Genomic DNA, 25,578 nt, shown 5'->3' with positions numbered 1-25,578 from the left:
GCGGACCCGTGCGACCGCACGCCCGCACCCGTTCTTCGAAGCAATCGTTTGGGGGAGGCCCTGGTGGAGGATGTCGACAAGCTCCGGTCCTACTTGCGACGCGCCGTCGGCGACGCGCGGGAGCTGCGCGAGCGCGTGCGCGAGCTGGAGGACGCCGCCCGCGAGCCCGTCGCGGTCGTGGGCGTGGCGTGTCGCTTCCCGGGCGGCGTGGCGTCCCCCGAGGACCTGTGGAGGATCGTCTCCGACGGCGTGGACGCCATGGGGGAGTTCCCGGAGGACCGGGGATGGGACCTGGACACCCTCTACGACCCGGACCCCGAGGCGCAGGGCAGGACGTACACCCGCTCGGGCGGGTTCCTGTCCGGCCTCGCGGAGTTCGACGCGCCGTTCTTCGGCATCAGCCCGCGCGAGGCCCTGGCCATGGACCCGCAGCAGCGGCTGATGCTCGAGACCTCCTGGGAGGCCCTGGAGCGGGCGGGCATCGACCCGACCGGCCTGAAGGGCTCGGCCACCGGCGTCTTCACCGGGCTCTACGCCACCGATTACGGCCCGAGGATGGGCGGCGGCGCGGCCGGCGAGGTCGAGGGCTTCGCCATGACGGGCCTGTACAACAGCGTGGCCTCCGGCCGGGTGGCGTACGTCCTCGGCCTGGAGGGCCCGGCGGTCTCCACCGACACCGCCTGCTCCTCCTCCCTGGTCGCCGTCCACCAGGCCGTGCGGTCCCTGCGCTCCGGCGAGTGCGCGCTCGCCCTGGCCGGCGGCGTGACGACCATGCCCACCCCGGGCATGTTCGTGGAACTCGCCCGGCAGCGCGGCCTGTCGGCCGACGGCCGCTGCAAGGCCTTCGCCGACGCCGCCGACGGCACCGGATTCTCCGAGGGCGCGGGCGTCCTGGTCCTGGAGCGGCTCTCGGACGCGCGGCGCAACGGCCACCGCGTCTGGGCCGTGATCCGGGGCTCCGCGATCAACCAGGACGGCGCCTCCAACGGCCTGACCGCGCCCAACGGGCTCGCCCAGCAGCGGGTGATCCGCGCGGCCCTGGCCGACGCCGGGCTCGCCGCCGGAGCCGTCGACGCCGTGGAGGCCCACGGCACCGGCACCCGGCTGGGCGACCCGCTGGAGGCCGAGGCGCTGCTCGCCACGTACGGGCAGGGCCGCGACGCCGACGGCCCGCTGTGGCTGGGCTCGCTGAAGTCGAACATCGGCCACACCCAGGCCGCCGCCGGAGTCGGCGGAATCATCAAGATGATCATGGCGATGCGGTACGAGGTGCTGCCGCGGACCCTGCACGTGGACCGCCCGTCGGAGCACGTGGACTGGTCGGCCGGAGCGGTCGAACTCCTCACCGAACCCCGCCCCTGGCCCGCCGCCCCCGACCGTCCCCGCCGCGCCGGAGTCTCCTCCTTCGGCATCAGCGGCACCAACGCGCACGTGATCCTGGAGGAACCCCCGGCCGCCGACGGGCCGGTCACCGACACCGGTGGCACCACCGAGGGGACGAGCACCGCTCCCGGGGACTCCGGTGCCGCTCCCGGGGACGCCGACACCGTCTTCGGCGGCGCGGACGCCCCCGTCCCCTGGATCCTGTCGGCCCGCTCCGCCGAGGCCCTGCGCGAGCAGGCGCGGCGGCTGGCCGACGCCGTCGCCGCCGACGCGGACCTGTCGCCCGCGGGCGTCGGCCACGCGCTCCTGGACACCCGGTCGCTCTTCGACCACCGCCAGGTCGTCGTCGGCGCCGACCGCGCGACCCTCCTCGCCGGTCTGGCCGCCGCGGCCTCCGGCGACGAGAGCGCCCCCGCCACCGTCTCCGGAACCGCCCGGCCGACGGGCCGCACCGTCTTCGTCTTCCCCGGCCAGGGCGGCCAGTGGACCGCGATGGGCCGCGAACTCTACGCGGCCTCCCCGGTCTTCGCCGAGCGGCTGCGCGCCTGCGCCCGCGCCCTGGAGCCCTGGACGTCCTGGCCGCTGGTCGAGACCGTCTGCGGCGGCCCCGGCGCCGCCGACCTGGAGGACATCGACGTCGTCCAGCCCGCGCTGTTCGCCGTCATGGTGTCGCTGGCCGAGGTCTGGCGCGCCCTCGGCGTCACCCCGGACGTGGTCGTCGGACACTCCCAGGGCGAGATCGCCGCCGCCTGCGTCGCGGGCGTCCTCACCCTGGAGGACGCCGCCCGGATCGTCGCCCTGCGGTCCCGGCTGCTGGCCTCCGCCGCCGGCGAGGGGAGCATGGCCGCGATCCTGCTGCCCGAGGAGCGCGTACGGGAGCTGCTGCCGCGCTGGGACGGCCGGGTCGGCGTCGCCGCCGTCAACGGCCCTGGCTCCACGACCGTCTCGGGCGAGACCGACGCGGTCGAGGCGCTGGTCGCGGCCTGCGAGGCCGAGGGCGCCCGCGCCCGGATGATCAAGTCGAGCGTCCCCGGCCACTCCGCCCTGATGGACCGGTTCGAGGGCCCCCTCAAGGAGGGCCTGGGCACGATCACCCCCGCGCCCTCGCCCGTGACGGTCTACTCCACGGTCACCGGCGGGCCCGTCGACCCCTCCGCGCTCGACGCCGACCACTGGTTCCGCAACCTGCGCGAACCGGTCCGGTTCGCCACCGCCATGCGGCGCATCGCCGAGGCCGAGCCCCACGCCACCGTCATCGAGGTCGGCCCGCACCCCCTGCTCACCATGAGCGTCCAGGAGCTGTACGACTCCGTCCCCGGCGCCACCGGCTCCGCCCTGGGCACGCTGCGCCGCGACGAGGGCGGGCCCGGCCGCTTCCTCCTGTCCGCGGCCGAGGCCTTCACCGCCGGCCTCCCGGTCGCCTGGCGCGCGGCCCTGCCCGCGTACGAGGGGCCCAGGGCCGACCTGCCCACGTACGCCTTCCAGCGCCGGCGCTACTGGCTCGACGCACCCGGCGAGTCCACCGCCCGCAGCACCTCGGACCACCCGCTGCTCGACACCGTGGTCGAGCTGCCCGAGGACGGCGGACACCGGGGGGTCGTGGCCGGCGGACGCCTCTCGCCGGAGCGCCACCCGTGGCTCGCCGAGCACGTGGTCCACGGCGCCGCCCTGGTGCCGGCCGCGGTCCTGGCCGAACTCGCCGCCTGGGCGGCGGAGAAGGCGGGCTGCGGGGGCGTCGGGGAACTCGCCCTGGAGACCCCGCTGGTCCTCTCCCGGACGGCCGAGCGCGAGATACGGGTCGTCCTCGACGCCGGACGGAGGATCACCGTGCACTCGCGCGGCGACGGCGAGGCGGGGTGGACCCGCAACGCCGTCGGCACCGCCGTCGCCGACGTCCCGGCCCCGGCGGACGGGGACCTCCGGTCCTGGCCCCCGGCGGGCGCGTCCCCGGTCCCCGCCGACGACGCGTACGCCCGGCTCGCCGCCCTCGGATTCGCCCACGGGCCCCTGTTCCGGGGCCTCACCCGGCTCTGGGACCGCGACGGCACCCTGTTCGCGGAGGTGGAACCGCCCGGCGACGAAGGGGTCTCGGGCGGCTTCCGGATCCACCCGGCGCTGCTCCAGACCGCGCTGCTTCCGACCGCGCTGCCTCCGGCCGGGTCCCTCCCGGCCGAGGGCCGGCTGCCGCACCGCTGGACGGGCCTGCGCCTGGACCGGACCGGGCCGTCCGCGCCGTCCGGGCCGTCCGCGCTGCGCGTGCGCCTCGCGCCCGCAGGGGAGGACGCGGTGTCCGTGACCCTCGCCGACCGGACGGGAGCGCCCGTCGGCTCGATCGCCTCGCTCGGCCTGCGGCCCGTGGACGCCGCCGAACTGGCCGCGCTGGGCTTCGACCACCGGGACTCGCTCTTCCGGACCGCGTGGGTGCCGGTGCCGGTGCCGGCGTCCGGGGACGACCGGCCCCACGCCGTCGTCGGGACGCCCGGCGGTCCCGAGGGACCCGCCGAACTCGCCGCCTCCGGAGCGGAGATCCCCGCCGTCGTCGTGGCCGTCCTGGACGCCGTGGGCTCTGTGGACTCAGTGGGCACAGACGCGGGCGCGGACCCCCTCGCCGCCACCGGCCGCAACCTCCACCGCGTCCTGCGCTGGACCCGGGAATGGCTCGCCGACGACCGCTTCGCCGACTCCCGGCTGGTGTTCGTGACGCGGAACGCCTGCCCCGACGGGCCGTCGGACCGCACCGACCCCGCCGCCGCCGCCGTCTGGGGCTTCGTCCGCACCGCCCAGACCGAGAACCCCGGCCGTTTCGTCCTCGTGGACACCGACGGCCGGGACGCCTCCCTCGCCCTCGTCACGGCGGCCGCCGCCACCGGCGAGGCCCAGCTCCGCGTCCGCGCCGGACACGCCGCCGTCCCCCGCCTGACCCGCGCCGACCTCACCGCGAAAACGACCGCGGAAACGGCTGTGGAGACACCGGACGCACCGGCGTTCGGCACCGGCACCGTCCTCATCACCGGCGGCACCACCGGCCTCGGGGCGCTGCTCGCCCGGCACCTCGTCGCGCACCACGGCGTCCGCAGCCTGCTCCTCACCAGCCGGCGCGGCCCGGCGGCCCCCGCCGCCGCGACCCTCCGCGAGGAGCTGACGGCGGCGGGGGCCCGCGTCGACATCGCGGCCTGCGACGTCGGCGACCGCGCCGCGGTCGCCGCGCTGCTCGCCGCCGTGCCCGCCGAGCACCCGCTGACCGCCGTGGTCCACTGCGCGGCCGTCCTCGACGACGGGGTCGTCGAGGCCCTCACCGAGGACCGCGTGGACGCCGTGCTCGCGCCCAAGGCGCACGGCGCCTGGCACCTGCACGAGCTGACCCGGCACCTGGACCTGTCCGCGTTCGTGCTCTTCTCGTCCGTCGCCGGTGTGCTCGGCACGGCCGGACAGGCCAACTACGCGGCGGCCAACGCCTTCCTCGACGGCCTCGCGCGGGCCCGGCACGCCGCCGGGCTGCCCGCCCTCGCCCTCTGCTGGGGCTTCTGGGGCGAGCGCAGCGAGATGAGCGCCGACCTCGTCGACGCCGACGTCGTCCGCCTGCGGCGCCAGGGCGTCCTGCCCCTGTCCTCGCGGGAGGGCCTCGCGCTCTTCGACGCGGCCGTCCCGGCACCGGACCCCGTCCTGGTGCCCACCCGCCTCGACCCGTCCGTGCCGGGTGCGCTCCGGGCCGACGGCGCCATGGGATCACCGCTGCTGCGCGACCTGGCCGGCCCGTCCGCACCCGGCGCCCCCGACGGCGCGCCGGCCCCGGACGGCGGCCTCGCGGAACGGGTGGCCGCGCTGCCGCCGGCCGCCGCCGAGGCGCTGCTGCTCGACGCCGTCCGCACCCGGACCGCGCTCGTCCTCGGCCACCCCGACACCACGGCGATCGGCCCGGAGACGGCCTTCAAGAAGCTCGGGATCGACTCGCTCACCGCGCTGGAGCTGCGCAACAAGCTCGCGGCGGCGACCGGCCTGAAACTGCCCGCCACGCTCGTGTTCGACCACCCGAACCCGAACGCCCTCGTGCGGTTCCTCGGGGAGCGCCTCGCACCGGCCGCCGCCACCGCGCCGCCGTCCCCGGCCGCCCACCTCGTCAAGGAGATCGAGGGCCTGGGCGCGCTCCTGGAGGACGCCTTCCGCGAACTCGCGGACGACGACAAGGACACCGTGTCCGCCCTGCTCGGCGCGTTGCAGGGCCGGGTCCGCTCGATGGCGACCGCCGGGGCCCCGGCCGGAATCGTCGACCAGATCAGTTCGGCCTCGGCGGGAGAGCTCCTCTCCCTCCTGGACAAAGAGCTCGGCTAGGGGAGAGCGATGACGAAAGACGACAACGCCGAGGTCCTCGCGTACCTCAAGCGGACCTCCATCGAGCTCCTGGAGACGCGCAAGCGCCTGAAGGAGCTGACGGACGCCGCCGGCGAACCGATCGCCGTGGTGGGCGTCGCCTGCCGGTTCCCCGGCGGGGCGGCGTCCCCGGAGGCCCTGTGGGACTTGGTGCGGACGGGCACCGACGCCGTGTCGGACTTCCCGGCGGACCGCGACTGGGACCTGGACGCCCTCTACGACCCGGACCCGGACCGGCCGAACACCTGCTACACCCGCTCGGGCGGCTTCCTGTACGACGCGGGCGACTTCGACGCCGAGTTCTTCGGGATCAACCCGCGCGAGGCGCTCTCCGCCGACCCGCAGCAGCGGCTGCTCCTGGAGACCTCCTGGGAGGCCCTGGAGCGGGCCGGGATCGACCCGCACACCCTGCGCGGCAGCGCCACCGGCGTCTTCGCGGGCATCGCGTACTTCGGCTACGGCAACCACCACTTCACCTCCGAGGCCGTCTCGGGGTACGCGCAGACCGGCTCCCTGCTGAGCGTGGCCTCCGGCCGGGTGGCGTACGCGCTCGGCCTGGAGGGCCCGGCGATCTCCACCGACACCGCCTGCTCCTCCTCGCTCGTCGCCGTCCACCAGGCCGTGCAGTCACTGCGCCGGGGCGAGACCGCGCTCGCCCTCGCCGGCGGCGTCACCGTCATGGCCACGCACCAGGTGCTGCGCGAGATGTCCCGGCTCCGGGGCCTGTCGGCCGACGGCCGCTGCAAGGCCTTCGCCGACGCCGCCGACGGCACCGGCTTCGCCGAGGGCGTCGGCATGCTCGTCCTGGAACGCCTCTCGGACGCCCGGCGCAACGGCCACGACGTCTGGGCCGTGATCCGGGGCTCCGCGATCAACCAGGACGGCGCCTCCAACGGCCTGACCGCCCCCAACGGCCCCGCGCAGCAGCGGGTGATCCGCGCGGCCCTCGCCGACGCGAAGGTACGGGCGGACGACGTGGACGTCGTCGAGGCGCACGGCACCGGCACCACCCTGGGCGACCCCATCGAGGCGCAGGCCCTGCTCGCCACGTACGGGCAGGACCGGGAGGCGGACAGCCCGCTGTGGCTGGGCTCGCTGAAGTCGAACATCGGCCACACCCAGGCCGCCGCCGGAGTCGGCGGAATCATCAAGATGATCATGGCGATGCGGCACGGCGTGCTGCCCCGGACCCTGCACGTGGACCGGCCCTCTACCCACGTGGACTGGTCGGCCGGAGCGGTCGAACTCCTCACCGAACCCCGCCCCTGGCCCGCCGCCCCCGACCGCCCCCGCCGCGCCGGAATCTCCTCCTTCGGCGCCAGCGGCACCAACGCGCACCTGATCCTGGAGGAGCCCCCGGCTCCGGAACCCGAGGACCCCGACGGCACCGGGGCCGACACGCCGGGCACGGCGAGTACGCCGGGTACTGCGGGCACGTCCCGTACAGCAGGCACAGCGAGTACGGCGGGCACCTCCGGCATACCGGTCCCCTGGACCGTGTCGGCCCGCACCGCCGAGGCGCTGCGCGCCCAGGCCGCGAGGCTCCGCGCGTTCGCCGCCGCCGACGGCGCCCCGGACCCCGCCGACATCGGCTGGTCGCTGGCCACCGGCCGGGCGCGGCTCGACCACCGCGCGGTGGTCCTCGGACACGACCGGGAGACCCTCCTCGCCGCCCTGGACGCGCTGGCCGAGGGCGCGGAGTCGCCCGCCGCCGTCCGAGGCACGGCGGGCGAACCCGGCCGCACCGCCTTCCTCTTCCCCGGCCAGGGCTCCCCGTGGGCGGGCGTCGCGGGCCCCCTGTACGAGGCGTTCCCCGTCTTCGCGCGGGCCCTCGACGAGGTCTGCGCCCACTTCGACGCCCACCTGCCCTTCGCCCTCAAGCCGCTGCTCCTGGCCGGCGGACCCGCCGACCCCGAGCGCACCGACATCGCGCAGCCCGCGCTGTTCGCTCTCCAGGTCGCCCTGTACCGGCTCGTCGCGCGGTACGGCCCCCGACCGGACCTCCTCGTCGGCCACTCCGTCGGCGAGATCGCCGCCGCCCACGTCTCCGGGGTCCTCGACCTCGACGGCGCGACCCGCCTGGTGGCCGCCCGGGGCCGCGTCATGCAGACGGTCCGCGAACCCGGCGCCATGCTCGCCGTGCGCCTCACCGAGGCCGAGGCCGTCGAACTGACCGCCCCGTACGACCGGGTCGGCATCGCCGCGGTCAACGGACCCGCGTCGGTCGTCCTGTCGGGCCTGCGCGAGCAGGTCCACGCGATCCGCGACCGGCTCGTCGCCGACCGCAGGCCCGCCAAGCTCCTCCCGGTCGACCACGCCTTCCACTCCCCGCTCATGGAGCCGGTCCTCGCCGAATTCGCGGAGGCGATCCGCGGACTGAGCGCGGGCGAGGCGGAGATCCCAATCGTCTCGACCCTGCTGGGCCGCGAGGCCACGCACCGGGAGCTTGCGTCGGCCGGCCACTGGGTGGACCACGTCCGCGAGCCCGTCCGCTTCCACGCGGCCGTCGAGAGCGCCCGCGCCGCCGGCGTCGGCACCTTCCTCGAAGTCGGGCCCGGCGCCACCCTCACGGGCATCGTCAAGGAGTCCTTCGCCGCGCAGGACGTCACCGGCCCGCTGGTCCTGTCCGCCTCCCGGCGCGACCGGAGCCCGGCGGAGGCGCTGACCGCCGCCCTGGCCGAACTCCACGCGCACGGCGCCGCCGTGGACTGGCCGGCCCTGTTCGGCCCCCGCCGCCGCGTCGACCTGCCCACGTACGCCTTCCAGCGGCAGCGCTACTGGCTCGACCTGCTCGCCGGCACGGGCGGCTCCCCGGACGTGGCCTCCGCGGGCCTCTCCGCCGCCCGGCATCCGCTGCTGGGCGCCGCCGTCGAGCACCCCGGCACCGGCGAGACGGTCTTCACCGACCTGTGGTCCCTGCGCACCCACGAATGGCTCGCCGACCACACCGTGTTCGGCGCGGCCGTCGTACCCGCCACCGCCCACCTCGACCTGGCCCTGTCGGTCGCCGCCCACGTCGGCGCCGGAACCGTCGAGGAACTCTCCCTCGAAGCGCCCCTGATCCTGCCCGAGCGGGGCGAGACGCAGGTACGGATCGTCGCCGGCGCCGCCGACGAGAGCGGGCGCCGCTCCCTGGACGTCTACGCGCGCCCCGCCCCGGACGGCCCCGACGCCCCGGACGCGGGCGGCTGGACCCGGCACGTCCTGGGCACCCTGACCGCCGAGGTCCCGGAGGCGGCGGACCGCCCGCTCACCGCCCGGCCGCCCGCCGGCGCCGACCGGCTCCCGCTCGACGGCCTCTACGACTCCCTGGCGGACGGGGGCTTCGACTACGGCCCCGGGTTCCGGGGGCTGCGCGAGGTGTGGCGCGACGGGGACGACCTCCTCGCCCTCGCCACGCTGCCCGAGGACTCCGCCGCCGCCACGGCCGGGCCGGGCTTCGGCCTGCACCCCGCGCTGCTCGACACCGTGCTCCACGCGGTGGTGGTCGGCGGGATCATCGAAGTGACCGGCGAGCGGGGCTGGATGCCCTTCTCGTGGTCCGGAGTCCACCTGGTCCGGCCCTGCGGCCCGACCGCCCGGGTCCGGATCACCCCGGTCGGCGAGGGCGCCGTCTCGGTGACCGTCGCCGACGAACGGGGCGCCGCCGTCGCCCGGATCGACCGGCTGACCTTCCGTCCGGCCACCGCCGAACAGGTGCGCGGCGGCCGGGACCTCCCGCTGTACGAACTCGCCTGGCGACCGGTCCGCGAGGCCGGGCGGACCGCCGCCCGCGCCCCGTACGCCGTGCTCGGCACCGCCGACGGCCTGGCCGGCCGGTTCGCGGGGGCCGGCGGCCCCGCCGTCGTACGCCACGCCTCCCTGGAGGAGGCCGCCGAGGCCTTCGAGACCGCCGGAGCGGCGACGCCGGGACACCTCGTCCTGTGCCTCGACGACTTCCTCACCGAACAGACCGAACAGGTGGAACAGACCGAGCAGACCGAGCAGACCGAACAGGCAGAGCGGACCGAACAGACCGCCCCCCTCACCGAAGTCGCCACGGCGACCCAGCACGTCCTGGCCACCCTCCAACGCTTCCTCGCCACCGAGCGGTTCGCCGGTACCACCCTGGTCGTGCTCACCCGCCGCGCCCAGGCCACCGCCCCCGGCGAGGGCGCGCGCAGCCTGCCCGGCGCCTCCGTCTGGGGCCTGCTCCGGTCCGCGCAGAACGAGCACCCCGGCAGGTTCCGCCTGGTCGACACCGACGACGACCAGGCGCCCCCGGCCCGCCTCGCCGACGCGCTCGCCCTCCCCGAGGACCAGCTCGCCCTGCGCGGCGGCACGCTCCTGGCCCCCCGGATGGTCCCGGCCGAGCCCGTGGAACGGCGGCTCGGTCCGCCGCCCAGCGGCCCCCACCGGCTCGGCATCCCGGACAAGGGCACCCTGGAGAACCTGACCTGGATCCCCTGCCCCGAGGTGGAGGCCCCGCTGGAGAGCGGACAGGTCCGCATCGCCGTCCGGGCCGCCGGGCTCAACTTCCGCGACGTCACCCTCGCCCTCGGGCTCATCGACCGGACCGCCATCGACGCCGGCCTCGGCAGCGAGGGCGCCGGAACGGTCCTCGAAGTCGCCGACGACGTCACGGGCCTCGCGCCCGGCGACCGGGTGACCGGCATCTTCACCGGCGCCTTCGGCCGCACGGCGATCGCCGACCACCGGCTGCTCACCCACGTCCCCGACGGCTGGACCTTCGCCGAGGCGGCGTCCGTGCCGAGCACCTTCCTCACCGCGTACCACGCCCTCTTCCACGTGACGAGGCTGGAGAAGGGGGACAAGGTCCTCGTCCACGCCGCGGCGGGCGGCGTCGGCATGGCCGCCGTGCAGCTCGCCGCGTACGCCGGGGCCGAGGTCTACGGCACCGCCGGACCGGCCAAGTGGCCCGCCCTGCGCGCCCTCGGCCTGGACGACGCCCATCTGTCCTCCTCCCGCGACCTGGACTTCGTGCGGAAGTTCCTGGACGCCACCGGCGGCCGGGGCGTGGACGTCGTGCTCAACTCCCTCGCCCACGAGTTCGTCGACGCCTCGCTGGAGCTGCTGCCCGGCGGCGGCCGCTTCGTCGAGATGGGCAAGACCGACGTCCGCGACCCCCGGCGGGTCGCCGCCGACCACCCCGGGGTCGCCTACCGGGCCTTCGACCTCTACGAGGCGGGCCCGGACGCGATCCGCGCCATGTTCCGGGAGGTCATGCGGCTCTTCGCCGACGGGCACGTACGGCTCAACCCGCTGTCCGTACGGGACGTCCGCGACGCGCGCGCCGTCTTCCGCGACATGAGCCGGGGCCGGCACACCGGCAAGCTCGTCCTCGACGTCGGCGGCGGCTTCGGCGGCGGCACCGTCCTGATCACCGGCGGCACCGGCGGCGTGGGCTCCGCCGTCGCCCGCCACCTCGTCGCCGAACACGGCGTGCGCAGCCTGCTCCTGGCCGGCCGCCGGGGGCCGTCGGCCGACGGCGCCCCCGAGCTGGTCGCCGAACTCGAACGGGCCGGCGCGACCGTCCGGGTCGAGGCCTGCGACGTCGCCGACCGGGCCGCCGTGGCGGAACTGCTCACCCGGACGCCCCCGGACAGCCCGCTGACGGCGGTCGTGCACGCGGCGGGCGTGCTCGCCGACGGCACCGTCGAGGCGCTCACGCCGGAGGACCTGGACCGCGTCCTGGCCGCCAAGGCCGGCGGCGCGCTCCACCTGCACGAACTGACCCGGGACCGCCCGCTGTCGGCCTTCGTCCAGTTCTCCGCCCTCGCCGGCACGCTCGGCACCGCCGGGCAGGCGAACTACGCCGCCGCCAACGCCGTCCTGGACGCCCTGGCGGACCGGCGCGCGGCCGAGGGCCTGCCCGGCTCCTCGCTCTGCTGGGGCTGGTGGGAGGAGACCGGCGGCATGACCGGCGACCTGGACCGGGCCGACCTGTCCCGGCTGCGCCGGGCGGGCGTCGGCCCCATGCCGACCGCAAAGGCCCTGGCCCTGTTCGACGCGGCGCACGCGTCCGGCAGGCCGGTCCTGATCCCCGCCCGCCTCGACCTCGCCGCCCTGCGCGGCCGGCCCGCCGACGAGGTGCCGCCGCCGCTGCGCGAGCTCGTCGGCCGGGGCCGCCCCCGCCGCGACCGCACGGCCGGAGGAACGAACTCCGCCGGACCGGTCGCCGGGCTCGCCGCCCTGGCGCCGCACGAGGCGGCGGAAGCCGTCCTGGAGTGGCTGCGCGAACAGGCCGCGGTGGTGCTCGGACACCCGTCCGCCGCCGCCGTCGACGCCGACCAGGCCTTCACCCAGCTCGGCTTCGACTCGCTGACCGCCGTCGAGCTGTGCAACCGCCTGTCCGCCGCCACCGGCCTGCGCCTGGCCTCCACGCTCGTCTTCAGCTACCCGACCCCGCGCGAGCTGGGCGGCCACCTCACCGGGCTGCTGCGCCCGGCGGAACCCGGGGCGAGTCCCGCGGGCACGGCCCCGGACACGGACGCCGGGATCAGGGACATCCTGCGGACCGTCCCGCTCGACGCCCTGCGCGACGCCGGCCTCCTCGACCGGATCCTGGCCTGCGCCGCCGAGGCCCGGACCGGCACGGGGGCGGACGCGGCGGACGCGCCGGGCGGGGGAGCGGCGGACCCCGCCGGCCCCGTGGAGGAACTGTCGGACCTGGGCCTCGACGCACTGCTCGACCTGGCCCTGGAGGAGAAGAGGTGAACGGCATGACCAACTCCGCGGACCACCCGGCGGAGGGCGCGGACCGGGTCCAGCGGGCGCTGCGCGCGCTCCTGGAGGAGCGCGACCGCCTCCGCAGGGAGAACGACGCCCTCAGGGCCGGCCGCGACGAACCGATCGCCGTGGTCTCCATGGCCTGCCGCTACCCGGGAGGCGTCTCCTCGCCCGAGGAGCTGTGGGACGTCGTCCGCGAGGGCCGCGACGTCGTCGGGGAGTTCCCCGCCGACCGAGGCTGGCGCGACGTGTACGACCCGGACCCCGACGCCACCGGCGCCGCGTACGTGCGCCACGGCGGGTTCCTGACGGACCCGGGCGGCTTCGACGCCGAGTTCTTCGGCATCAGCCCGCGCGAGGCGCTGGCCACCGACCCGCAGCAGCGGCTGCTCCTGGAGACCTCCTGGGAGGCCTTCGAACGGGCCGGGATCGTCCCGGCCGACGTCCGGGGCTCCGAGGTCGGCGTCTTCGCCGGGATCAGCTCGACCGAGTACGGCTGGCGGTTCCTGGAGTCGGGCCGCAGCGACCTGGAGGGCTACCTCCTCCACGGCAGCTCCCTCAGCGTCGCCTCCGGCCGGGTGGCGTACGAACTCGGCCTGACCGGCCCGGCGGTGTCCGTGGACACGGCCTGCTCCTCCTCCCTGGTCTCCCTGCACCTGGCCGTGCGGGCGCTGCGCGCGGGGGAGTGCTCCCTCGCCCTGGCCGGCGGGGCGCTGGTCATGTCGACGCCCGCCGCCTTCGTGGAGTTCGCCCGGCAGGGCGCCCTGTCGCCCGACGGCCGGTGCAAGGCCTTCGCCGACGGCGCCGACGGCACCGGCTGGGCCGAGGGCGTCGGCGTCCTGCTCCTGGAGCGGCTCTCCGACGCCCGCCGCAACGGCCACCCGGTCCTCGCCCTCGTCCGGGGCTCCGCCGTCAACCAGGACGGCGCCAGCAACGGCCTGACCGCACCCAACGGCCTCGCCCAGGAGAAGGTGATCCGCAAGGCCCTGGCCGACGCGGGGGTCGCCGCCGCCGACGTGGACCTGGTCGAGGCCCACGGCACCGGCACCCGGCTCGGCGACCCCATCGAGGCTCAGGCCCTGCTCGCCACGTACGGACAGGGCCGCGACGCGGACAGCCCGCTGTGGCTGGGCTCGCTCAAGTCGAACATGGGCCACGCCCAGGCCGCCGCGGGCGTCGCCGGGATCATCAAGACCGTCATGGCCCTGCGCCACCGCTACCTGCCGGGGACCCTGCACGCCGACGCGCCCTCGCGGCACGTCGACTGGTCCTCCGGCGCCGTCGAAATCCTGTCGCGGGGACGCGAGTGGACCCGGGAGCGCGGACCCCGGCGGGCGGGCGTCTCCTCCTTCGGCGTCAGCGGCACCAACGCGCACGTCGTCCTGGAGGAGGCCCCGCCGCAGGAGCCCGCCGAGGACACCGCCCCGGAGACCGGCACCGGCGCGCCCGTGCCGTGGCTCCTCTCCGCCAAGACCCCGGCGGCCCTGGAAGGACAGGCCGCCCGGCTGCGCGACGCCGTGGCCGCCGGTGCCGCCCCCGCCCCCGACCCCGCCGCCGTCGGCTGGTCGCTGGCCTCGGGCCGTACGCACTTCGAGCACCGCGCGGTGGTCCTCGGCGGCGACCGCGACGCGCTGCTCGACGGCCTGGACGCGCTCGCCCGCGGTGCCGAGTCCCCCGCCGTGGTGCGCGGCGCCGCCGGGAAGCCCGGCGCCACCGCCTTCGTCTTCCCCGGCCAGGGATCGCAGTGGGCCGGCATGGGCCGGGAGCTGTACGAGGCCTTCCCCGTCTTCGCCCGCAGCCTCGACGCCTGCGCGGCCGCCCTGTCCGAGTGGGTCGACTGGGACCTGGTCGACGTCGTGCGCGGCGCCGAGGGGGCGCCGGGCCTCGACCGGGTGGACGTGGTCCAGCCCGCCCTGTTCTCGGTGATGGTCTCCACGGCCGCCCTGTGGCGGTCCTGGGGCGTGGAGCCCTCTGCGGTGATCGGCCACAGCCAGGGCGAGATCGCCGCCGCGTACGTGGGCGGCGCGCTGTCCCTGCGGGACGCCGCCAAGGTCGTGGCGCTGCGCAGCAAGGCCCTGGTCGACCTCATCGGGTACGGCGGGATGGCCTCGGTCGCGGAGTCCGCGGACACCGTGGCGGAACGCCTCGCCCCCTGGGGCGACCGGGTGGGCGTCGCCGTGGTCAACGGCCCCCGCTCCGTCGTCGTCTCCGGCGAGCCGGACGCCCTGGACGAGTTCGTCGAGAAGATGCGGGCCGACGGCTCCCAGGCCCGCCGCATCTCCGTGGACTACGCCTCGCACTCCCCCCACGTGGCCCGGGTCCGCGAGCGCGTCCTCGACGCCCTCGCCGACGTCCGCCCGAAGAGCTCGGACCTGCCCTTCTACTCGACCCTGTACGGGGAGGCGATCGACACCGCGCGGCTCGACGGGACCTACTGGTACGAGAACCTGCGCGAGAAGGTCCTCTTCGAGACCTCCGTGCGCCGGCTGGCCGGGGACGGCTTCCGGGTCTTCGTCGAGATGAGTCCCCACCCCGTCCTGGCCGTCCCCGTCCAGGAGACCGCCGAGGAGGTCCTCGGGGAGGACGAGGAGGCCCTCGTCCTGTCCTCGGGCCGCCGCGACCGGGGCGAGGCGGAGACCGTACTCGGCTCCCTCGCCCAGCTCCACACCCACGGCGGGACCGTCGACTGGCCGGCCCTGTTCCCCGTCCGCCGCCGGGTCGACCTGCCCACGTACGCCTTCCGGCGGCAGCGGTACTGGCTGGACTCCGCGCCGGCCGCCCCGGCCGCCCCGGTCGCACCGGCACCCGAGGAGCTCCCGGCCGGGGAGCCGGACGTCCCGCTGGCGGAACGGATCTCCCTGCTGCCCGCCGAGGAGGCGGGGGAACTGGCCCTCGCCCACGTCCTGGAGAAGGTCGCCGTGGTCCTCGGCCACGCGTCCGCCGACGCCGTCGACCCCGACCAGGAGTTCAAGGAGATCGGTTTCGACTCCCTGCTGTCGGTGGAGCTGAGCAAGCGGCTCAAGGCCTCCACCGGCCTCGGTCTGAAGGCGAACCTCGTGCTGCGGCACCCGTCCCCGCGACGGATCGCCGGGCACATCGTGTCCTCGATCACCAAGCATTCTTCACTGAGAGGTTGATCCGTATGCGTTCGTTCGGTGCGTCTTCCGCGCACAAGGGCATGTGGCGGGCGCAGCGCATGGCGGCCGACACGCCGAACCATGCGCTGACCATGTGGGACGTGGCCGGCGCGCTGGACGCGTCGGCCGTGGAGGCCGCGTTCCTGCACGTCATGGAGGAGGCGGAGGTACTGCGCGTCACCTTCTCCGACGAGAGCGGCGAACTGCGCCTCACCCCCCGCGAACTGGGGGACTGGCGGCCCTTCCACCTCGACCTGAGCGCCGAGCCCGACCCCGGACAGGCGGCCCGCGACGCGCTCGCCGACCTGGTCCGCCGCCCCTTCGACCTGGGCCGGGACCTGCTGTTCCGGCTCGGCGTCGTCACCCTCGCGCCGGACCGCTCCCTCCTGGTGATCGCGTACCACCACCTGATCTCGGACGGCTTCGGAGCCGGCGGGCTGCTCTCGCGGCGCCTCGCCGAGGTCTACACGGCCCTGGTCCGCGGCGAGCCGGTCCCGGAACCGGCGCACCCGTGGGACGCCGGGTCCTTCGCCGCCGAGGCCGTCGACTACCTCGCCTCCGAGAGGTTCACCGAGGACTCCGCCTTCTGGCGCGACTACCTCGCCGACGCCCCGCCGCCCGCCCAGGTCCCGCGCCTCGACCTCCCCGAACCCCTGCGCACCGCGCTCGCCGAACCGCTGGGCGACGCCGACCGCTGGTCCGAGGTGGCCGGCACCATCGGCATGGTGAGCCGGACCCTGACCGTCCCGCGCGCCGAGGCCGACGCCTGGACCGAGACCGCCCGGGACATGGGCGTGTGGCTGTCGCAGCTGGTCACCGCCGCCGCCGCGGTCCACCTCCGCCACGCCTGCGACCGCCCCGAGTTCCTCCTCTCGCTGGCCGTCGGCAACCGCGTCGGCGTCGCCGCCCGGACCCCCGGCCTCGCCGTCAACGTGGTCCCGGTCCGCGTGAAGGTCCCGCTCGGCGCGACCTTCGCCGAGGTCGCCGAGGCCATCGCCGACGAGACGTACGAGATCTTCGACCACGCCGGCTGCCACTACTCCGACATCCAGCGCGCCGCCGGCACCGCCCTGAGCGGCCGGGGCAGCTTCGGCACCGTCGTGAACGTCGTGGAGTTCGCGGAGCGGCTCCACTTCGGCGACAGCCCGGCCCGCTACTCCGGCGCGACCACCGGCACCTTCGAGGAGCTGTCCATCGGCGTCTACACCGACGGCGGCCCCGACAGCGACCTCTTCATCCGCCTCGACGCCCCCGCGAACCTGTACCACCGCGCGGAACTGCGCTTCATCGGCGAGTCCCTGATCGCGTACGTGCGGGCTGCGGTCGCCGACGCCGACCGGCCGGTCGGCACCCTCCGGACGGTGACCGGCGCCGCGCGCGAGCAGCTCCTGACCGCCCCGAACGCCACCGCCGTCGAGGTCCCGGAGCTCACGGTCCCGGAGCTGTTCGCCCGGCAGGCCGCGCGCACCCCCGAGGCCGTCGCCGTCGTCGACGGGGACACCGTCCTCTCGTACCGCGAACTCGACGCGCGCGCCGACCGCCTGGCCCGCGCCCTGCGCCGGCGCGGCACCGGCCCCGAGACCGTCGTCGCGGTGGCCCTGCCCCGCTCGGCGGACCTGGTCACCGCCCTGCTCGCGGTGGCGAAGGCCGGCGGCGCGTACCTGCCGCTCGACCCCGCCCTGCCGGCCGACCTGGTCGCCGGCACGACCGCCGACGCCCCGGCCCGCCTCCTGCTCACCGACGGCACCGGAGCCGTGTCGGCGCCCCCGGGACTCGCCACGGCCGTCCTGTCCGACCTGCTCGCCGAACACACCGAGCACGTCGACGGTACGGAGGGCACCGGCGGCGCCCCGGACGGGCCCGCCCTCCCGGCCGTCCACCAGGACGGCCTGCTCGCCCTCGCCCACGGCTCCGCCCCGGGCGCCCTGACCGCCCTGACCCACCGCAACCTGCGCCGCTTCGCCCTGGACCGCCGGTGGCGGGAGTCCGGTCCCGGCACCGTGCTCTGGCACGCGCCCGTCACCTCCGAGGCCCTCGCCCTCGACGTGTGGGTGACCCTCCTGCACGGCGGCCGCCTCGTCGTCGCCCCCGAGGAGGTGCGCGGCGCCGAGGCCCTGGCCGCGGCGGGCGCCGCGCACGGGATCACCGCCGTGTGGCTGCCCGCCGGGCCGTTCTCGGCCGTCGCGGCGGAACGCCCCGAGGCCCTCGCGGGCCTGCGCGAGGTCCGCACCGGCGGCGACCGCGTCCCGGCGGCGGCCCTGCGCCGGGTCCGCGAGGCCTGCCCCGGACTGACGGTCGTCCACGGCCACGGGTCCCCGGAGACCGCCGTGTTCGCCGCGAGCCACCGCCTCGCGTCCGACCGGCCCGCCGAACGGGCGGGCGCGGTCGGCCGCCCGCTGGACAACACCGCCCTGTACGTCCTCGGGCCGGGCCTGGAGCCCGTCGCCGCCGGCGTCCCGGGGGAGCTGTACGTGGCGGGCGACGGCGTGGCGCGCGGCTACGCCGGGCGGCCCGCGGCGACCGCCGAACGGTTCGTGCCCTGCCCCTTCGGCCCGGCCGGCGCGGTCATGTACCGGACCGGGGACCGGGTGCGGTGGAACACCGACGGCAGCCTCGACCCCGTGGGCCGTCCCGGCACCCGGGCCGACGTGCGCGGCGTCCGCGTCGAACTGACCGAGGCCGAGGAGCTGCTGTCCGCCCACGACGGGCTCGCGCAGGCCGTCGTGGCCGTGAAGCGGGACGGCGCCGGGACGGAGCGCCCGGTCGCGTACGTCGTCCCGGCGGCGGGCCGCGAGGTGTCCGCCGACGAGCTGCGCCGCTTCGCCGCGGGCCTGCTCCCGGAGTCCCTGGTGCCGTCGGTGTTCACGGTCCTGGACCGTCTGCCGGTGACGCCGGCCGGCCGGACCGACCGGGCCGCGCTGCCCGAGCCCGCCTTCGAGGACGGGACGTACAAGGCGCCGCGCAACGACACCGAGCGGATCCTCGCCGCCGCCTTCGCCGAGGTCCTCGAACTGGACCGGGTCGGCATCGACCAGGACTTCTTCGACCTCGGCGGCAACTCGCTGCGGGCGATCCGGCTCGTCGGCCTGATCCGCCAGGAGCTCAAGCAGGAGGTGACGATCCGCAGGCTGTTCGCGGCCCGCACGGTCATCGGCCTCTCCGACATGTGGAACGACCTCACCCGCTCCAGCCGCCCGAGCCTGCGGCGGCGCACCAAGGAGGGCGCGGTCCTCTAGCAGACGCCCGGAGGCCCGGCCGACGAGAGTCGGCCGGGCCTCCGTCGTTCCCGGCCGTCAGGCGCGGCCCGTGAGGGCGGGCAGCCCGCCGGTGACGGCCCCGGCCACCCCGGCGAGGTGGTCGTTGAGGTAGAAGTGGCCGCCGGTGAAGACCTTCAGGTCGAACGCGCCGGTCGTGTGGGCCCGCCAGGCCTCCGCGTCCGCCACCGACACCATCGGGTCGTCGTCCCCGATCAGCGCGGTCACCGGGACGGGCAGCGGCTCGCCGCCCTCCCAGGCGTACGCGCTCAGGGCCCGGTAGTCGGCCCGCAGCGCCGGCAGCACCATCTCCAGGACCTCGGGGTTGTCGAGCATGGACGGCGCGGTGCCGTTCAGCCGGCGCACCTCCGCCAGGACGTCGGCGTCGTCGAAGGTGCCGGTGAACGGGCTGGGCCGGGTCTCCGGGGCGCCCCGCCCGGACAGGAACAGCCGCTCGGGGGCGGGGACGCCGTCGCGGGCGAGCAGCCGGGCCGTCTCGAAGGCCACGAGCGCGCCCATGCTGTGCCCGAACAGGGCGTACGGCCGGTCCGGCTCGGCGGCGACGCCCCGGGCCAGCTCCCCGGCCACGGCCTCGACGAGCGGGGCCAGGGCCGTGAACGGCTCCTCTCGGTACCGGTCCTGGCGTCCGGGGTACTGCACGGCCACCACGTCCAGGTCGGCGGGCAGCGTCCGCGCGAGCTGCGCGTACGCCGTCGCGGCGCCCCCGGCGTGCGGGAAGCACACGAGCCGGGGGCCGTCGCCCACGGTCTTGGTGAAGCGCCGGAACCACGTGCTGTTCATCCTGGTGTCCCTTCGTCTGCGCGGAGCGGGCCTCCCCGGCCCGGACACGGCGAAGGCCGCCGGTGCCCCGGGGGGATGGGGACGCCGGCGGCCGGTTTCGCCGCTCCGCGGGGGTCTGAGCCCGTCCGTGCCGGAGCTCGCCACCCGAGCATCGCGCTCCGCCCTCGACACGCGCTCGCGAGGCGGTCGAGGGCGGGGCGGATGCCGGGGGACTACTTCGGGTCGCGGTCGAACTGGGACTTGGACCAGCGGTAGCCGAGCGCGGTCAGGGCCAGGCACCAGCCGACGGCGATCCAGCCGCTGTTGCCGATCTCGGTGCCGAGGAGCAGGCCGCGGAGGGTCTCGATGGCGGGGGTGAAGGGCTGGTACTCGGCGATCGGCTGGAACCAGCCCGGCATCGACTCGATCGGCACGAAGGCGCTGGAGATCAGCGGCAGCAGGATCAGCGGCGTGGCGCTGTTGCTGGCGGCCTCCGCGTTCGGGCTGCCCAGGCCCATGCCGACCGCGATCCAGGTGAACGCCAGGGCGAACAGGGCGAGCAGGCCGAGCGCCGCGACCCACTCGACGAAGCTCGCGTCGGTGGACCGGAAGCCGATGGCCACGCCGACCGCGCCGACCAGGACGACGGCGAGGATCGCCTGGAGCACGCTGCCGGCGACGTGCCCGAAGAGCACGGACCCGCGGTGGATGGCCATGGTGCGGAAGCGGGCGATGATGCCCTCGTTCATGTCGGTGGCGACGGACACGGCGGTGCCGACCAGGGTGGAGCCGATCGTCATCAGCAGCACGCCGGGGACGACGTACGCGATGTAGGCGTCGCGGCCCGCTCCCTCGCCGAGCCCCGAGCCCATCGCGTCGCCGAAGATGTAGACGAAGAGCAGGAGCAGCATGATCGGCGTGAGCAGCAGGTTGAGCGTGAGGGACGGGTAGCGCCGGGCGTGCAGGAGGTTGCGGCGCAGCATCGTGGTCGAGTCGCGCACGGCGAGGGACAGGGAGCTCATCGGGCAGCCTCCTTCGGCTGGTTCGCCTGGGCGGGGACGTCGGCGCCGGTGAGGGCGAAGAAGACGTCGTCGAGGTCGGGGGTGTGGACGGTGAGCTCGTCGGCCTCGATGCCGGCGGAGTCCAGCCGGTCGAGGATGGCGCGCAGGTCGCGCTGGCTGCCGTCGCTCAGGATCTGGAGGGACAGCGACTCCTCCTCCCGGGCCGCCTCGCGCAGCGTGTCGGCGGCGCTGCGGTAGGCGGCGGGGTCGGTGAAGCGGAGCCGGACGTGCCCGCCGGGGATGAGCCGCTTGAGCTCCTCGGCGGTGCCCTCGGCGGCGATCCTGCCGTTGTTGAGGACGGCGATGCGGTCGGCGAGCTGGTCGGCCTCCTCCAGGTACTGGGTGGTGAGGAAGACGGTGACGCCGCCGGCGACGAGCTCGCGGACGATCTGCCACATGTCGTGGCGGGAGCGCGGGTCGAGGCCGGTGGTGGGCTCGTCGAGGAAGATGATCCTGGGGCCGCCGACCAGGGTCATGGCGATGTCGAGGCGGCGCTTCATGCCGCCGGAGTAGGTGGAGGCCGGCTTCTTCGCGGCCTCCACGAGGTCGAAGCGCTCCAGGAGTTCGGCGGTGACCCGGCGGCCCTCCTCCTTGGACAGGTGGTGCAGGTCGGCCATGAGGAGCATGTTCTCCTCGCCCGTGATCAGGCCGTCGACGGCGGAGAACTGCCCCGTGACGCCGATCGCGGCGCGGACCTTCTGCGCGTCGGAGGCCAGGTCGTGGCCGCCGACGGCGGCCTGGCCGCCGTCGGCTCCGATCAGGGTGGACAGGATCTTCACGACGGTTGTCTTGCCGGCCCCGTTCGGTCCGAGCAGGGAGAAGACGGTACCGGTGGGAACGGTCAGGTCGACGCCGTCGAGGACGGTCTTGTCGCCGTACGACTTGCGCAGTCCGTGCGCCGCGATCGCCAGGTCGGACATGGGCGTGTGCTCCTCGGAGAGTGGGGGCGCGGTCAGTTGCTGTGGGCGGTGATGTCGCCGTGGGCGGTGGTGGCGCGGATGGTGAGGCCGGCTCCGGTGCCCTCGGCGTTGCGGAGGGAGTTGGAGACCCGGCCGTGGGTGGTGCCGGCGTCGAGGGTGGCGGAGACCCCGGGGGCCGCGCCGACGGTGATGGAACCGGACTGGGTGGCCAGGACAAGCTGCCCGCCCAGGGCCTCGACGATGCGCAGGTCGCCCCGCGCGGTGGTGAGTTCGGCGGAGCCGTCCAGGCGGCCGACGGTGATGTCGCCGTCCTGGAGGATCAGGCGGACGCTCGCGGCCTCGTCGAGCTCGACCGGGCCCTGGGCGCTGTCGAAGGAGACGTCGCCGAGCCGGCCGGTGCCCCGCAGGTCCGCGGCGGCGGCCTTGGCCTCGACGCGGGAGCCGGCCGGGAGCTGGACGGTGACCTCGACGGAGCCGGTGGAGCCGAGGATCTTGTTCTTGGCCTCGGGGGCCTCGATCCGCAGGACACCGTCGGCGAAGGCGACCGTGGTCTCCTCCGCCGCCTTCACGTCCTTGCTCTTGGAGGCGACGGCCGGGCGGACCTCGACCGTGGTGTCGGCGCGGTCGGCGGCGACGAGACGGATGTGACCGGCCGGGATCTCGACGACGGCGGTGATCGCTGCGGGGGTCTGGAAGGTCTGCATGGTGTCTGCTCCTGAAGTCGTTCCCGACGGTGTCCTCGTTGTTTCTGACACTGGAAAAGCTACGTTGCGTTCACATCTCTGGCAACACCTTCGTTGCGCATTATCGGTAAAACCGCAGGTGGTTGACGTGAAATCATTGCGACGACCTCAAAGCTAACGCAATGACTGGCACCTCGTTTATTGCAATGAGCTGAGGGTGAACGCTATGGAGCCGCCCTGGGGCGCACACGGCGGAGAGCCCGCGGGGGCCGGGGCCCTCCGCCGTGTCCGGTGCACCGGATCAGTGCGCCGGCTCGTGCTCGCGCCGGGGGCCCGGCACCCCGGCCCGGTCGCCGTCGGCCGGCCGGCCGCCCAGCCCCTCGCCCTCGACGTCCAGGTTCGGCAGGACCCGGTCGAGCCACTTCGGCAGCCACCAGGCGGAGGCGCCCAGCAGGGCGAACAGGGCGGGGACGATGGCCATGCGGACCACGAACGCGTCGAAGAGGACGGCCGACGCGAGGGCGAAGCCGATCATCTTGATCAGGTCGTTCTGCTCCGTGATGAAGCCGGAGAAGACGCTGATCATGATGATCGCGGCCGCGCCGACCACGCGTCCGCCGTGACGGAAGCCGGTGACGACCGCCTCGCCGGGCTCCGCCCCGTGGACGTACGCCTCGCGCATCCGGCTGACCAGGAACACCTCGTAGTCCATCGCGAGGCCGAACACCACGCCGATCATGATGATCGGCATCGTGCTCATCACCGGACCGGCCTCCTTGACGCCGAACACGTCGGCGAGCCAGCCCCACTGGAAGACGGCGACCACGGCCCCGAGGGCCGCGCCGACCGACAGCAGGAAGCCGAGCGCGGCCTTGAGCGGCACCAGGACCGACCGGAAGACGAGCACCAGGAGCAGGAAGGCCAGGCCGACCACGAGCGCGAGGTACGGCACCAGGGCGTCGTCCAGCGTCTTGGAGAAGTCGATGAACACCGCGGTCTGGCCGGTGACGAGGACCTCGCTCGCGCCGGTGGCGCTCTCGATGCCGCCCAGCCCGGCGCGGATCGTGCGGACCAGCTCCTCGGTGGCGTGGTCGTTGGGCCCGGTGCTCGGCACCAGGTTCAGGATCGCGGTGTCGTTCCCCGCGTTGGGCACGGGCGGCGAGACGGAGACGACCCCGTCGACCTCGGCCAGCTCCTTCCCGACGCCGCCCGCCGCGGCCGCGGCGTCCTCGGCGCTCACGGTGATCATCAGCGGTCCGTTGAAGCCGGGGCCGAACGACTCCGACAGCATGTCGTACGCCTTGCGCTGGGTGGTCTCGGTGGCCATGGTGCCCTCGCCGGGCAGGCCCAGCTCCAGACTGGCGGCGGGCACGGCGACCGTGCCGAGGCCGACCACGCCGACGAGCAGGACGGCCACCGGGTGGCGCAGCACGTAACCGGCCCAGCGCGTGCCCAGGTTGGGCTTGGTCCGCGCGGCCTCCTTGGCGGCCTTCCGCTCCTGCCGGGCGGAGAGCGGCTTGCCCGTGATCGCCTTGCGGTCGATCCGGCGCAGCACCTTGACCGGCGCGAAGCCGAGCAGGGCGGGGACGAGGGTGACCGCGACGAGCACGGCGACGGCGACGGTGCCCGCCGCGGACAGGCCCATCTTGGTGAGCACGGGCACGTTCACCACGGCGAGGCCGGCGAGCGCGATGATGACGGTGAGCCCCGCGAAGACGACCGCCGAGCCGGCGGTGCCGACGGCACGCCCGGCGGCCTCCCGGCGCTCGTGGCCCTCGGCGATCTCGGAGCGGTAGCGGGAGATGATGAACAGGGCGTAGTCGATGCCGACGGCGAGGCCGATCATCATGGCCAGCGTCGAGGTGTTCGTGGACAGGCCGAACGTGCTGCCGAGCGCGGTGATGCCGCTGATGCCGACGCCGACGCCGATGAGGGCGGTCAGCAGGGGCATGCCGGCGGCGATCAGCGAGCCGAAGGTGACCAGCAGGACCACGGCGGAGATGAGGACGCCGACGATCTCGGCACCGCCCATCGCGGTCTCGATCTTGACGGCGTCACCGCCCGCCTCGACGGTCAGGCCCTTGGCCCGGGCGTTCTCGAACGCCTTCGCCTGCGCCGCGTGCTCCTCCTCGGTCAGCTGGAGACCGGGGACCTTGTACGAGACGACCGCGTACGCGGTACCGGCGTCCTTGCTGACGCCCCCGGTCCGGTACGGGTCGGTGACCCCGACGACCCCCGGGGCCTTCTTCAGCTCGGCGAGGAGTCCGGAGACGGCCGGCTTGTGCCGCGGACCGGAGACGTCCTGGCCCTCGGGCGCGCGGATCACCACCCGGGCGCTGGCCCCTTCGGCGCCGGCGGCCGGGAACTTCTCCTTGAGCAGGTCGAAGGCCTTCTGCGACTCCGTGCCGGGCATGGAGAAGGTGTCGGCCGGGGGCGGAGGGGCCGAGGAGGCCGCGACCCCTCCGCCCACGAAGACCAGCAGCCACAACAGCACTGTCAGGCCGCGCCTTCGGAACGCGAAGCGTCCCAGTCTGTGGAGGAACGTTGCCATGGTGGGGGGACTCCCGTCGGGTCAGTGGCAGCAAGCCCGGGAAGATTAACAAACCGCGCGTACGGTTTTATGTGGACGCGATGCGTTTCCGCCACCCCGGAACCCCTCCTGGGGCATGACGGAGCCACGCGCCACCCGACCTGGCCCCGCGCGCCGCTCCTCGCTCCGGAACGCATGACGGCGGAACCCGCGCGCGCCCGGACCGGGGAACCGGCACGTCGTCAGGGTGGGGCGGCGCGCTAGAGGATCGATCGACTCTCGATCGACTTCGCGGGGACCGGCCGGCGCCACCCGGACGGACGGGGCGACGGGCGGCCGAACAGGCCCCTAAACCTCGGGAGGCCGACAAAAATAAACCAACCTAGCGGTTTTTTATGGCCGAAAATATCCCCCGGAAGGGGAGATTCCTCGCCCTGCCGGACGTCCGCGCGAGCGCCTCTCTATCGGCGGTGCCTACTCTCCGGGCGGCAGATGACCTTGCACCGACCGCCTGTCCGCCGACGTTCTGCGTCTCCACCCGCGGACCAGCACCGACGGGAGCCGACACACGCATGTCCGTGGAAACCACCGCCCCTGCCACCACAGGGGCGCGCGACAAAGAAGTCCGCCGCCTGGACCGGGTGATCATTCGTTTTGCGGGTGATTCGGGTGATGGTATGCAGCTCACGGGGGATCGGTTCACGTCGGAGACGGCGTCGTTCGGGAATGATCT

General features: G+C 75.2%; 9 protein-coding genes. 4 read left to right on the top strand and 5 right to left on the bottom strand.

Annotated elements, in window-relative coordinates; all coding sequences use genetic code 11:
* The first annotated feature begins 63 nt into the window (after nt 1–63).
* From AB0398_RS28445 to AB0398_RS28430, 4 genes are read left to right on the top strand one after another with little or no spacing between them, the layout of a single operon-like run.
* On the top strand, nt 64–5,712 hold the full coding sequence (locus AB0398_RS28445) for an SDR family NAD(P)-dependent oxidoreductase (protein ID WP_366378494.1): 5,649 nt from the start codon (nt 64–66) through the stop codon (nt 5,710–5,712).
* Nucleotides 5,713–5,721: 9 nt separating this feature from the next.
* On the top strand, nt 5,722–12,468 hold the full coding sequence (locus AB0398_RS28440) for a type I polyketide synthase (protein WP_366378493.1): 6,747 nt from the start codon (nt 5,722–5,724) through the stop codon (nt 12,466–12,468).
* 5 nt (nt 12,469–12,473) lie between these two features.
* The gene (locus AB0398_RS28435; RefSeq protein ID WP_366378492.1) at nt 12,474–15,617 is read left to right on the top strand and encodes a type I polyketide synthase; all 3,144 of its coding nucleotides are present in this window, start codon (nt 12,474–12,476) and stop codon (nt 15,615–15,617) included.
* 5 nt (nt 15,618–15,622) lie between these two features.
* Nucleotides 15,623–18,853, top strand: a complete 3,231-nt coding sequence (locus AB0398_RS28430) for an AMP-binding protein (RefSeq protein ID WP_366378491.1) — start codon at nt 15,623–15,625, stop codon at nt 18,851–18,853.
* Nucleotides 18,854–18,910: 57 nt separating this feature from the next.
* Here the strand turns inward: AB0398_RS28430 and AB0398_RS28425 are convergent, their stop codons facing one another.
* From AB0398_RS28425 to AB0398_RS28405, 5 genes are all read right to left on the bottom strand, one after another.
* Nucleotides 18,911–19,672, bottom strand: coding sequence for an alpha/beta fold hydrolase (locus tag AB0398_RS28425; protein WP_366378490.1), 762 nt, complete (start codon nt 19,670–19,672; stop codon nt 18,911–18,913).
* A 212-nt stretch (nt 19,673–19,884) separates the two neighbouring features.
* Nucleotides 19,885–20,673 (bottom strand): ABC transporter permease, encoded by a 789-nt coding sequence (locus AB0398_RS28420; RefSeq protein WP_366378489.1) that lies wholly within the window; start codon nt 20,671–20,673, stop codon nt 19,885–19,887.
* Entirely contained in the window at nt 20,670–21,632 is a 963-nt protein-coding gene (locus tag AB0398_RS28415; RefSeq protein WP_366378488.1) for an ATP-binding cassette domain-containing protein, read from the bottom strand. The genes AB0398_RS28420 and AB0398_RS28415 overlap by 4 nt, the downstream gene beginning before the upstream one ends.
* A gap of 32 nt (nt 21,633–21,664) precedes the next feature.
* Nucleotides 21,665–22,336 (bottom strand): DUF4097 family beta strand repeat-containing protein, encoded by a 672-nt coding sequence (locus AB0398_RS28410; protein WP_366378487.1) that lies wholly within the window; start codon nt 22,334–22,336, stop codon nt 21,665–21,667.
* Between the two features lie 280 nt (nt 22,337–22,616).
* Nucleotides 22,617–24,866: an MMPL family transporter gene (locus AB0398_RS28405; protein WP_366378486.1), complete on the bottom strand. Its 2,250-nt coding sequence runs from the start codon at nt 24,864–24,866 to the stop codon at nt 22,617–22,619.
* Nucleotides 24,867–25,578 lie beyond the last annotated feature (712 nt).

The sequence above is a fragment of the Streptomyces sp. NPDC086147 genome, from assembly GCF_040702165.1.
Taxonomy (GTDB): domain Bacteria; phylum Actinomycetota; class Actinomycetes; order Streptomycetales; family Streptomycetaceae; genus Streptomyces.
This window is presented reverse-complemented; position numbering and strand designations above follow the sequence as displayed.

What these genes read in the sequence shown, in the direction of transcription:
- AB0398_RS28425 (WP_366378490.1), bottom strand. Translation starts at nt 19,672, where the DNA reads ATGAACAGCACGTGGTTCCGGCGCTTCACCAAGACCGTGGGCGACGGC.
- AB0398_RS28435 (WP_366378492.1), top strand. Translation starts at nt 12,474, where the DNA reads ATGACCAACTCCGCGGACCACCCGGCGGAGGGCGCGGACCGGGTCCAG.
- AB0398_RS28440 (WP_366378493.1), top strand. Translation starts at nt 5,722, where the DNA reads ATGACGAAAGACGACAACGCCGAGGTCCTCGCGTACCTCAAGCGGACC.
- AB0398_RS28430 (WP_366378491.1), top strand. Translation starts at nt 15,623, where the DNA reads ATGCGTTCGTTCGGTGCGTCTTCCGCGCACAAGGGCATGTGGCGGGCG.
- AB0398_RS28415 (WP_366378488.1), bottom strand. Translation starts at nt 21,632, where the DNA reads ATGTCCGACCTGGCGATCGCGGCGCACGGACTGCGCAAGTCGTACGGC.
- AB0398_RS28420 (WP_366378489.1), bottom strand. Translation starts at nt 20,673, where the DNA reads ATGAGCTCCCTGTCCCTCGCCGTGCGCGACTCGACCACGATGCTGCGC.
- AB0398_RS28405 (WP_366378486.1), bottom strand. Translation starts at nt 24,866, where the DNA reads ATGGCAACGTTCCTCCACAGACTGGGACGCTTCGCGTTCCGAAGGCGC.
- AB0398_RS28410 (WP_366378487.1), bottom strand. Translation starts at nt 22,336, where the DNA reads ATGCAGACCTTCCAGACCCCCGCAGCGATCACCGCCGTCGTCGAGATC.